The following is a 10,889-nucleotide window of genomic DNA, read 5'->3' as shown; positions in this document are numbered from 1 at the left end:
TGACCCCCTAGGTGTGGAACAGAGCCATGGGCAAACCTTGGAGCCCCGACAGCTGGCGCAACCTGCCGATCAAGCAGGTGCCGGAATATCCCGATCCCGCAGCGATCGCCGCGGTCGAGGAGAAGCTGCGCTCCTATCCGCCGCTGGTCTTTGCGGGCGAGGCACGGAACCTGAAGAAGTCGCTGGGCGAGGTTGCGCAGGGGCGGGCTTTCCTGCTCCAGGGCGGTGACTGCGCCGAGAGCTTCTCGGAATTCCACCCGAACAATATCCGCGACATGTTCCGCGTCATCCTGCAGATGGCCGTGGTGCTGACCTATGCCGCCTCCTGCCCGGTGGTGAAGGTCGGCCGCATCGCCGGCCAGTTCGCCAAGCCGCGTTCGGCCCCGACCGAGACCATCGGCGGCGTCGAGCTGCCGTCCTACCGGGGCGACAACATCAACGGACCCGAATTCACCGCCGAAGCGCGCGTGCCCGATCCGTCCCGCCTGTTGCAGGCCTATGGCCAGTCGGCGGCGACGCTCAATCTGCTGCGCGCCTTCGCCCAGGGCGGCTATGCCGAGCTGAGCCAGGTGAACCGCTGGAACATGGGCTTCGTCTCCGGCCCGGCGATGGAGCGTTACCGCGACATCGCCCAGCGGATCGAGGAATCGCTCAACTTCATGCGCGCCTGCGGCGTCACCGGCGAGACTACGCCGGCGCTGCGCCAGACCGATTTCTACACCAGCCACGAGGCGCTGCTGCTCGGCTACGAGCAGGCGATGACGCGCGAGGATTCGGTGCAGGGCGGCTGGTACGACACCTCGGCCCATATGCTGTGGATCGGCGAGCGGACGCGCGACCTCGACGGCGCCCATGTCGAATTCATGCGCGGCATCCGCAACCCGATCGGCTGCAAGGTCGGCCCGGGCATGGAGCCGGCCGACCTTCTGAAGCTGATCGACGCCCTGAACCCGGCGGACGAGCCGGGCCGGCTCACCCTGATCACCCGCATGGGCCACGATCAGATCGAGCGCAAGCTGCCCGCCCTGGTGCGCGCGGTGAAGCGCGAGGGCCGCAAGGTCGTGTGGTCCTGCGATCCCATGCACGGCAACACGATCAAGTCGGCGAGCGGCTACAAGACCCGTCCCTTCGACCGCATCCTGGCCGAAGTGCGCGGCTTCTTCGCGGTGCATGAGGCCGAAGGCACCTATGCCGGCGGCATCCACCTGGAAATGACCGGCCAGAACGTCACCGAATGCATTGGCGGCGCCGTCGAGATCGCGGACGACCAGCTGGCCGACTACTACCGGACCGCCTGCGACCCGCGCCTCAACGCCTCGCAGGCGCTGGAACTCGCCTTCCTCCTCGCCGAGGAGATCAAGGAAGAACGCGCCGGCGCCCAGCTCGCCGCCGCCTCGTAATCGGGCGCACATGATTTGAGGGGCGGCGGGGACACCCGGCCGCCCCTCATTATTTCGGGCCGCGGTAGATGTCCTTCCGCAGGTTCTTCTGCGCCTCGCCGACCGCATCGGCGATTTCCCCGTCACATGGGACGGAGTCCCCCACCCCGCCCGCGATGCACGGGCACGAAGCTGGCGGCGCGAACTTGGCGAAGATATGGCCGAGTGCTGTAATGCCGACTCACTATCGACGATGCCGAGGGTTCTGATGACGGGTTTCAAGGGCGATCCGGGTGTGATCGTGGTCGACCATCCGCTGGTCCAGCACAAGCTGACGATCATGCGCCGGCGCGAGACGTCGACCCTCGGCTTTCGCCGCCTGCTGGGCGAGATCGGCATGTTGCTCGCCTATGAGGTGGTGCGCGACGTGCCGACCGAACTGGTCGAAATCGAAACCCCGATCAAGACCTGCATGATGCCGCAGCTCGCGGGCAAGAAGCTCTGCCTAGTCTCGGTGCTGCGCGCGGGCGAGGGCCTGCTCTCGGGCATGTTGGACATCCTGCCGGCCGCCCGCGTCGGCCATGTCGGCCTCTACCGCGACCCGAAAACGCTGCAGGCGGTCGAATATTTCATGAAGCTGCCGCGCGACATCGGCGAGCGCCTGGCGATCGTGCTCGACCCCATGCTGGCGACCGGCAATTCCGCCGTGGCCGCGGTGCAGAAGGTGAAGGACGCCGGCTGCACCTCGATCAAATTCGTCAGCCTGCTCTCCGCCCCCGAGGGCGTCGCCCATCTGCGCGCGGCCCATCCGGACGTGCCGGTCTATACCGCCGCGATCGACGAATGCCTGAACGACCACGGCTATATCGTGCCCGGCCTCGGCGATGCCGGCGACCGCCTGTTCGGCACGAAATGACGGCGCGCGGGTAAGCGCGTAGACTGGGGCTTCAGTAGCGGTTTCGAGGACAAGGCCATGGCGAACTACGATACGAGCTTCCTCGAACGGATGATCGACCAGGCGCTCGGCCGGATGGAGGCGGATATCGTCATCCGCAACACCCGCTTCCTCAATGTCGCCACCGCCGAAGTGGCGGAGGGCGACATCGCCATCTGCGGCGACCGCATCGTCGGCACCTACGAAGGCTACCGTGGCAAGGTGGAGATCGACGGGCGGAACCTGACCTGCGTGCCCGGCTTCATCGACACCCACGTCCATGTCGAGAGCAGCCTGGTCAGCCCCGGCGAATTCGACCGCTGCGTGCTGCCGCGCGGCACCACCACGGCGATCTGCGACCCGCACGAGATCTGCAACGTGCTGGGCACCCAGGGCCTCGACTATTTCCTGGAGGCGGCCGCCGGTACCGTGCTCGACCTCAAGGTCCAGCTCTCCTCCTGCGTGCCGGCGACCAAACTGGAGACCGCGGGCGCCACCCTGACCGCCGATGATCTGGTGCGTTACAAGGGGCACAAACATTCGATCGGGCTTGCCGAATTCATGAATGTGCCCGGCATCCTCTACAAGGATCCGGACGTGCTGGCCAAGCTCGCCGCCTTCGAGGGCTGCCACATCGACGGTCACGCGCCCATGGTCTCCGGCCGTGACCTCAATGCCTATCTCTCCTGTGGCATCCGCAACTGCCACGAGACCACCTCCCTGCCGGAAGGGCTCGAGAAGCTGCGCAAGGGCATGCAGGTGCTGGTGCGCGAAGGCACCGTGTGCAAGGACGTGAAGACCCTGAGCCCGCTGATCACGGCCGATACGTCCTCCTTCGTCTCCTTCTGCACCGACGACCGCAACCCCCTCGACATCCACGAGGAAGGCCATGTCGACCATCTGGTGCGCACGGCGATCGCCCAGGGCGTGCCGCTGGCGCATGCCTATCGCGCCGCTTCCTGGTCGGCGGCGCAGAGCTTCGGGCTGCGCGACCGCGGCATCATCGCGCCCGGCCGCCGGGCCGACATCGTGCTGCTCGACGATCTCGAGACCTGCGCCGTGCACGGCGTGATCTCGGCCGGCCGCATCGTCACCCCGGCGCTGTTCGAGAACCGCCGCCTGCCGGCGCCGATCGGCCTCGATTCGATGAAGCTGGCGCCGGTTTCGGCCGGCGATTTCGTGGTCAAGGCGAGTGCGCCGACAGGCCCGGTGATCGGCATTTCGGTCGGCAGCGTGGTGACCGAGCACCTGACCATGACCCTGCCCTACCGTAACGGCGAACGCCTGCCCGATCCCGCCAACGACGTGCTCAAGGTCTGCGTCGTCGCCCGCCACGGCAAGAACCGCAACATCGGCCGCGGTTTCGTGAAGGGCTTCGGCCTGGCGCGCGGCGCGCTCGCCTCCTCGGTCGGCCACGACAGCCACAACGTCTGCGTGGTCGGCAAGGACGACGCCGAAATGGCCCTGGCGGTCAATCGCCTGATCGAAATCGGTGGCGGTTTCGTCGCGGTGGCGGACGGCCGCGTGGTGGGCGAACTGGCCCTGCCCATGGCCGGTCTCATCTCGCTGAAGCCCTTCGAGGGCGTGCGTTCCGATCTGGTCGCCCTTCGCGCCGTCATCCGCGAGCTGGGCTGCCCGCTGCCGGAGCCTTTCCTCCAGCTCGCCTTCCTGCCGCTGCCGGTGATCCCCCACCTGAAGATCACCGACCACGGACTGGTCGACGTCGACCGTTTCGAACTCATTGCGGCTTAGGCAACACCCCTTCGACCAGCGACAGAAGAGTGGAGACCAGCACCGCGCCGAAGGCGGCGACGACCCGGGCGGCGTCGCCTTCGATGAGGCCCGGTACCGACAGGCCCCAGACGAAATAGGCGACGGTCGCCGCGAACATGCGCCACAGGGGCAGCGTCGGCGTCAGGCCGGCGGCGCGCTGCGCCCTGGCCGCCACCAGCCACAGGATGACCGGCGTCAACACCCCGAAGATCACATAGAGCAGGCCGGCCGTGGCCCAGGAGACCATGCTCTGCAGCGCCGGCTGGGCCGAGACGGCGGCGACATAGAGGGTCACCGTCTCGACCGGGATATATTTGGTCAGCGCGTCGAGCGCGCTGTCCGCCCCCGGCACCGTCGCGGCGGCGGGCGGCGGCGGCGGCGGGACGCCCGGCAGCCCCTTGGTGACCAGGGTGGTGAAGTTGAAATTCGGCGGAGGCAGCCGACTGGCGGCATGTTCCCGCCCCAAGGCAACCAGGCTCATGGCCCTTCTCCTTCGGTTGGCGCCGAGGCGACCACCACCCCCACATGCGGGAAGATCATTCACCGGCACACGCGGAAAGGATAACCCCGTTCAGCAGCGGGATAAAGCGGATGTGCCCCCGCCGCTCAGGCCAGGCCGAGGCGTCGGGCGGGCTCGCCCGCGACATAGGTGGCGGCGACCGAACGGTCGTCGCCCATGATCATCAGGACGAAAAGTTCCTGCTCGAGATCGCCCTCGACCGCGGTCATGCGGTGTGCCATGGCCGGGGTGGCGCGGGCGTCCAGCACTGCGACGTCGGCTTCCGAGCCGACGTCGAAGGAGCCGATCAGATGGCCGAGGCCCAGCACCCCGGCATTGCCCCGGGTCAGCATGTGGAAGGCGTCGAAGGGGCGCAAGGTCTGGCGCCGCAGTTGCAGCACCTTATAGGCCTCGCCCGCGGTCTCCAGCATGGAATAGGAAGTGCCGCCGCCGACATCGGTGGCGAGGCCGATCGAAACCCCGCCCGCCGCCAGCCGCTCGCGGTCGAACAGGCCGGAGCCGAGGAAAGTGTTCGAGGTCGGGCAGAACACGGCGGCCGAACCGCTCTCGGCCAGCATTTCGATCTCTTCGTCGTCGAGATGGATCGAATGGCCGAACAGCGAACGCGGCCCCATCAGGCCGAAATGCCGGTAGACATCGGCATAGTTGCGCGCCCAGGGGTAGATTTCGCGGACGAGGGCGATCTCCTTGTCGTTCTCCGACAGATGGGTCTGCAGGAAGACGCTCGGATGCTCGGCCAGCAGGGCGGCGGCGGCCTCGAGCTGTTCGTCGGTCGAGGTGACGGCAAAGCGCGGCGTGACGGCATAGAGCTGACGCCCGCGCCCGTGCCAGCGCCCGATCAGGTCTGTCACCGCGTCGTAGGAGCCCTGGGCCGTGTCCATCAGCCAGGGCGGCGCGTTCCGGTCCATCATCGACTTGCCGGCGATCATGCGGGTGTTGCGCCGCTCGCTCTCGGCGAAGAAGGCATCGGTCGCGGCTGCATGGACGGTGCCATAGACCACCGCCGTGGTGGTGCCGTTGGAGAGCAGCTCGTCGAGGAAGAAGGAAGCCATCGCCGTCGCCACCGCGGGATCGGCCAGGCGCGATTCCTCGGGGAATGTATAGCGTTCCAGCCAGTCCATGAGCTGGGTGCCGAAGGCGGCGATCACCCGGCTCTGGGGATAGTGGATGTGGAGATCGATGAAGCCCGGCACGATCAGCCGGCCGCCCCAATCGTCGAGCGGCACGCCGCCCAGCGCCGGCAGCAGTTCGGCCGCCGTGCCGCGCGCCACGATGTGGCCGCCTTCCATCACCAGGATGCCGTCCTCGATGTAACGCACGGCTTCCTGGCCGGCCACGGCCGGATCGGCAATGAAGTCGAGCAGGCGACCGCGCAGGGCGCGTTTGTCGGTCATGATGGATTTCCCGAGGTCGGAGCCGCCGCCTCGCCCCGTCGTCCCCCCGCGAGGGGGGAAGAGCCGGGGCGAGGGACGGGCGGAATTACGCCGAGACGCCCTCGACGTACCACTTCATGCCGAGCAGGTCGCCGTCGGCCAGGCTCTTGCCCTCGGCCACCTTGAGCTCGCCCGCCTGGTCCTTGATCGGGCCGGCGAAACAGTCGTAGGTGCCGTCGATGATGCCGGCCTTGATCTTGTCGGCTTCGGCACGCAGCGCTTCCGGCACGGCATCGCCGTAAGGCGCCATTTCGAGGGTGCCTTCCTTCAGCCCGTCCCAGGTGTCCTTCGAGGTCCACTTGCCGTCGATCACGTCCTGGACGCGCTGGATATAATAGGGCGCCCAGACGTCGACGATGGCGGAGAGCTGGGCCTTGGGGGCATAGGCCTTCATGTCGGAGGCCTGGCCGAAGCCGAGGATGCCGCGCTGTTCGGCGATCTGGAGCGGCGCCGGGCTGTCGGTGTGCTGGGTCATGATGTCGACGCCCTGGTCGATCAGGGCCTTGGCGGCATCGCCTTCCTTGCCCGGGTCGTACCAGGAATTGATCCACACCACCTTCACTTCGGCGTCGGGGCGCACCTTGCGGGCGGCGATCGCGGTCGCGTTGATGCCCATCACCACCTCGGGGATCGGCACCGAGGCGATATAGCCGATCTTGCCGGTCTTGGTCAGCGAACCGGCGATATGGCCGACGACGGCGCGGCCCTGGTAGAAGCGCGAATTGTAGACCGAGACGTTGGGCGCGGTCTTGAAGCCGGTCGCATGCTCGAAATAGACCTTCGGGAACTGCTTGGCAACCTTCAGCGTCGCCTCCATGTAGCCGAAGGACGTGGTGAAGATCATCTTGTTGCCGTCGGCCGCCAGCTTGCGGATCACGCGCTCGGCATCGGGGCCTTCCGCCACGTTCTCGACATAGGTGGTCTTCACCGCGTCGCCGAACTTGGCTTCGACCGCCTTGCGGCCCATGTCGTGGCCATGGGTCCAGCCGAAGTCGCCGACCGGGCCGACATAGATGAAGCCGATCTTCAGGGGGTCGGCGGCACTCGCCCCGCGGAACGGCCCGGACGCCAGGGTCAGGCCGGCGGCGGCGCTGCCGGCGAGGAAGGTACGGCGGTCGATTGGTCTGATCATCTCGAACTCCAGCGCATGGATCGGAGGGTGAAAAGGGTCAGCTCGCCGGCCGGAACGGCTTGCCGAGGCAGGCCGGGGCATCCAGCCGCCCCCGCCAGGGGCCGGCCGAGATCACGGTGAGCACGATGATGGTGGCGAGATAGGGCAGCATGTTCATCACCTGGGCCGGGATCCCGATGCCGCCGGCGCCCTGGAGATAGAGCTGCAGGATGGTCACGCCGCCGAAGATATAGGCGCCGCCGAAGACACGCCACGGCCGCCACGAGGCGAAGGCGACCAGGGCGAGCGCGATCCAGCCGCGCCCCGCCGTCATGCCCTCGACCCACATCGGCGTATAGGAGAGCGACAGATAGGCGCCGGCCAGCCCCGAGGTGAAGCCGCCGAACAGGACCGCCATATAGCGGACCTTGATCACGTCATAGCCGATCGAATGGGCCGAGAGATCGGATTCGCCGACCGCGCGGAGAATGAGCCCGCCCCGCGTCCGCTTCATGAACCAGGCGACCGCGACCGTGATGGCGACCGAGAGATAGACCAAGGGGTCGTGATCGAACAGGAGCGGGCCGAGCACCGGAATGGCGGAGAGGCCCGGGATCTCGATCTTGGCCAGTTTCTCGACCGGCACGCCGACATAGGACGCGCCGATCAGGGAGGAGAGGCCGATGCCAAAGATGGTGAGCGCCAGGCCCGTCGCCACCTGATTGGCCATCAGGGTGAGCGTCAGCACGCCGAAGGCGAAGGCCATCACCATGCCCGCGATGCCCGCCGCGACGATGCCGAGGAAGGCCGAGCCGGTGCCGACAGTGGTGGCGAAGCCGATCACGGCGCCCGCCAGCATCATGCCCTCGACCCCGAGGTTGAGGACGCCGGATTTCTCGGTCACCAGCTCGCCGATCGAGGCCAGCAGCAGCGGTGTCGCCGCCGTGATGACGGTCAGCAGCATGGGCAGGAGAGCGTCGAAGGTCATGGCTCACACCCCTTCCGCGAGAGGTTTCACCGAGCGCACGCGGTAGCGCACCAGGAAGTCCGAGGCGAGCAGGAAGAACAGCAGCAGGCCCTGGAACACGCCGGTCACCGCCTGGGGCAGGCCGACCGTAATCTGCGCGTTCTCGCCGCCCAGATAGGACAGCGCCATCAGGAAGCCCGAGGCGATGATGCCGAGCGGATGCAGCCGGCCGAGAAAAGCGACGATGATCGCGGTGAAGCCATAGCCGGGCGAGATATTGGGCACGAGCTGGCCGATCGGCCCCGCCACCTCGAAGGTGCCGGCGAGACCGGCGAGACCGCCGGTCAGCAGCAGGCAGAACCAGGTGAGCCGGGTCCGGTCGAAGCCGGCATAGCGCGCCGCCGCCGGGGCGGAGCCCAGCGTCCGGATCTGGAAGCCGATGATCGATCGGGACAGCAGCACCCAGCCCGCCACCGCGATCGCAAGCGCCACCAGGAAGCCCAGATGCAGCCGCGTCTCTTCGAGGATGATCGGCAGGATGGCCGAGTCCGAGAACATGCGGGACTGCGGGAAGTTGTAACCTTCCGGATCTTTGAGCGGTCCGAACACGAGCACGGCCAGGAACAGCGTGGCGACATAGGTCAGCATCAGGCTGGTCAGGATCTCGTTCACGTTGAAGCGGGTCTTCAGGAAGGCCGGGATCGCGGCATAGGCGGCCCCGCCGAGGATGCCGGCGAAGGCCATCAGGGGCAGGATGTAGATCCCCTCGTCGTTCCAGAAGGCGAGCGCCACCGCGCCGCCGCAGACGGCACCGACGGTGAGCTGCCCCTCCGCCCCGATGTTCCAGATATTGGCCCGGTAGCCGAGGGCGAGGCCGACCGCGATCATGATCAGCGGCGCCGCTTTGACCCCGAGTTCCGCGAGCCCGTTCAGCGTCTCGACCGGCGAGACGAAGAAATAATAGAGCGAGTCGAGCGGATCGACGCCGAGGGCGAGGAACAGGAAGAAGCCCGCCACCACCGTGGCGCCCACGGCGATGAAGGGGGTCAGATAGAGCATGCGCGTCGAAATCTGTCGGCGCGCCTCGATCTTCAGGGCCATTACGCAGCTCCCTTTTCCGGCGTGCCGTGGATGCCGCCCATCAGGAGGCCGATTTCCTCGACCGAGACGGTGGCGGTCGGCATGGCCTCGGACAGGCTGCCGGCATTGATGACGGCGATGCGGTCGCTGAGCGTCAATAGCTCGTCGAGATCCTGGGAGATCACCAGGATGGCGCTGCCGGTCGCGGCGAGGTCGACCAGGGCCTGCTGGATGGTCGCCGCCGCGGCGGCATCGACGCCCCAGGTCGGCTGCGCCACCACCAGGATTTCCGGCTTCTGGAGGATTTCGCGCCCGACGATGAATTTCTGCAGGTTGCCGCCGGAGAGGCTGCCCGCCGTCGTCTCGGTGCCCGGGGTGCGCACGTCGAAACGCTTGATCACCTCGGCGGCGAAACTGCGCGCCTTGGCCGTGTCGAGGAAGCCGCCCTTGAGGAAGCCCATGCGCTTGTGACCGGACAGCATGGCATTGTCGGTCAGCGACATGTCCGGCACGGCACCATGGCCGTTGCGTTCCTCCGGCACGGTACAGAGGCCGAGCTTGCGCCGGCCGGCGGGGCCGAGCTTGCCGACCGGCTTGCCGTCGATCATGACGGCGCCGGCGTCGACCGCCCGGCGCTCGCCCGCGATGGCGGCCAGGAGGTCGCCCTGGCCGTTGCCGGCGACGCCCGCGATGCCCAGGATCTCGCCCGCCTTGAGGGCGAGATTGATCGATTTCAGCGGCACGCCATGGGCAACTTCCGGCGCCATGGAGAGAGTCTTCAGCTCGAGCCGGAGCGGCCCCGTGTTCTCGACCGCCTCGCGCCTGGCGACGCTGCGGAATTCGGCACCGATCATGAGCTGCGCCATGCTGCGCGCGGTTTCTTCCGCCGGCGTGCATTCGGCCACCACCTTGCCGCCCCGGAGGATGGTGGCGTGGTCGCAGAGTTCCTTGATCTCGTTCAGCTTGTGCGAAATGTAGAGGATCGAGCAGCCCTCGGCGCTCAGCTTGCGCAGGGTCTCGAACAGGCGATTGACTTCCTGCGGGGTCAGCACGGAGGTCGGCTCGTCCATCACCAGAAGGCGCGGCGATTGCAGCAGGCAGCGCACGATCTCGATCCGCTGCCGCTCGCCGACCGAGAGCGTATGGACTTCCCGCGCAGGATCGAGCGGCAGGCCGTAGGAGTCGGAAACGAGGCGGATCCGCGCCGCCAGGGCCGCCCGGTCGCTGCCCGGATCGTCCATGCCGAGGGCGACGTTCTCGAGCACCGTCATCGCCTCGAAAAGCGAGAAATGCTGGAACACCATGCCGATGCCGAGTGCCCGGGCGGCATGGGGGCTGGGCACGTCGACCTCGCGCCCGTCCCAGGAAATGTCGCCCGCATCCGGCTTCAGGATGCCGTAGATCTGCTTGACCAGCGTGCTCTTGCCGGCGCCGTTCTCGCCCAGCAGGGCGTGGATCTCGCCCGGCTGCACCTTGAAGGAGACGTCCGAATTGGCTTTGACGCCCGGAAAGGATTTCGTGATGCCGCGCAATTCGAGCCGCGGATGCTGCTTGACGACCTCCTCAACCGGCTCCATCTGCCACCCCGATCCCGTCCAAGCCCCTGTAACGCCAGTGCAGCATATGGCAGTGCACCAAGACAACCGTCGTGCAGGGCAATAATGTTTTTCGGGTTTTCGAGACAATCAACGA

9 protein-coding genes are annotated in these 10,889 nt (G+C 67.3%); 3 read left to right on the top strand and 6 right to left on the bottom strand.

Going from position 1 to position 10,889, the window contains the following annotated elements:
* Positions 1-26 precede the first annotated feature (26 nt).
* From WC493_RS14140 to ade, 3 genes are all read left to right on the top strand, one after another.
* Positions 27-1,400, top strand: coding sequence for a class II 3-deoxy-7-phosphoheptulonate synthase (locus tag WC493_RS14140; RefSeq protein WP_373066175.1), 1,374 nt, complete (start codon positions 27-29; stop codon positions 1,398-1,400).
* A gap of 247 nt (positions 1,401-1,647) precedes the next feature.
* Complete coding sequence (upp, locus tag WC493_RS14135) at positions 1,648-2,295, top strand: uracil phosphoribosyltransferase (RefSeq protein WP_373066174.1); 648 nt, start codon at positions 1,648-1,650, stop codon at positions 2,293-2,295.
* 57 nt (positions 2,296-2,352) lie between these two features.
* Positions 2,353-4,065 carry an adenine deaminase gene (gene ade / locus WC493_RS14130; protein WP_373066173.1) on the top strand — a complete coding sequence of 571 codons (1,713 nt, stop codon included), beginning with the start codon at positions 2,353-2,355 and terminating at the stop codon, positions 4,063-4,065.
* Here the strand turns inward: ade and WC493_RS14125 are convergent.
* From WC493_RS14125 to WC493_RS14100, 6 genes are all read right to left on the bottom strand, one after another.
* Positions 4,052-4,567 carry a hypothetical protein gene (locus WC493_RS14125; protein WP_373066172.1) on the bottom strand — a complete coding sequence of 172 codons (516 nt, stop codon included), beginning with the start codon at positions 4,565-4,567 and terminating at the stop codon, positions 4,052-4,054. The two genes, ade and WC493_RS14125, sit on opposite strands and share 14 nt — an antisense overlap.
* A gap of 125 nt (positions 4,568-4,692) precedes the next feature.
* Positions 4,693-6,000: a guanine deaminase gene (gene guaD / locus WC493_RS14120; protein ID WP_373066171.1), complete on the bottom strand. Its 1,308-nt coding sequence runs from the start codon at positions 5,998-6,000 to the stop codon at positions 4,693-4,695.
* An 85-nt stretch (positions 6,001-6,085) separates the two neighbouring features.
* Positions 6,086-7,171 carry a BMP family ABC transporter substrate-binding protein gene (locus WC493_RS14115; RefSeq protein ID WP_373066170.1) on the bottom strand — a complete coding sequence of 362 codons (1,086 nt, stop codon included), beginning with the start codon at positions 7,169-7,171 and terminating at the stop codon, positions 6,086-6,088.
* A 37-nt stretch (positions 7,172-7,208) separates the two neighbouring features.
* A complete protein-coding gene (locus tag WC493_RS14110; RefSeq protein WP_373066169.1) occupies positions 7,209-8,138 on the bottom strand; it encodes an ABC transporter permease in 930 nt (309 codons plus the stop codon).
* 3 nt (positions 8,139-8,141) lie between these two features.
* A complete protein-coding gene (locus WC493_RS14105; protein ID WP_373066168.1) occupies positions 8,142-9,218 on the bottom strand; it encodes an ABC transporter permease in 1,077 nt (358 codons plus the stop codon).
* Positions 9,218-10,774 (bottom strand): ABC transporter ATP-binding protein, encoded by a 1,557-nt coding sequence (locus WC493_RS14100; protein WP_373066167.1) that lies wholly within the window; start codon positions 10,772-10,774, stop codon positions 9,218-9,220. Before WC493_RS14100 ends, WC493_RS14105 begins: the two co-directional genes overlap by 1 nt.
* Between the last annotated feature and the right edge of the window lie 115 nt (positions 10,775-10,889).

The organism is Zavarzinia sp., from assembly GCF_041650655.1.
Classification (GTDB): Bacteria; Pseudomonadota; Alphaproteobacteria; order Zavarziniales; family Zavarziniaceae; genus Zavarzinia.
Note: the sequence above shows the minus strand (reverse complement) of the source record. Positions and strands in the feature narration are given on the sequence as shown.

Coding starts and splice junctions, on each gene's coding strand:
- guaD (WP_373066171.1), bottom strand. CDS start 6,000: ATGACCGACAAACGCGCCCTGCGCGGTCGCCTGCTCGACTTCATTGCC.
- upp (WP_373066174.1), top strand. CDS start 1,648: ATGACGGGTTTCAAGGGCGATCCGGGTGTGATCGTGGTCGACCATCCG.
- WC493_RS14125 (WP_373066172.1), bottom strand. CDS start 4,567: ATGAGCCTGGTTGCCTTGGGGCGGGAACATGCCGCCAGTCGGCTGCCT.
- WC493_RS14140 (WP_373066175.1), top strand. CDS start 27: ATGGGCAAACCTTGGAGCCCCGACAGCTGGCGCAACCTGCCGATCAAG.
- WC493_RS14105 (WP_373066168.1), bottom strand. CDS start 9,218: ATGGCCCTGAAGATCGAGGCGCGCCGACAGATTTCGACGCGCATGCTC.
- WC493_RS14115 (WP_373066170.1), bottom strand. CDS start 7,171: ATGATCAGACCAATCGACCGCCGTACCTTCCTCGCCGGCAGCGCCGCC.
- ade (WP_373066173.1), top strand. CDS start 2,353: ATGGCGAACTACGATACGAGCTTCCTCGAACGGATGATCGACCAGGCG.
- WC493_RS14110 (WP_373066169.1), bottom strand. CDS start 8,138: ATGACCTTCGACGCTCTCCTGCCCATGCTGCTGACCGTCATCACGGCG.
- WC493_RS14100 (WP_373066167.1), bottom strand. CDS start 10,774: ATGGAGCCGGTTGAGGAGGTCGTCAAGCAGCATCCGCGGCTCGAATTG.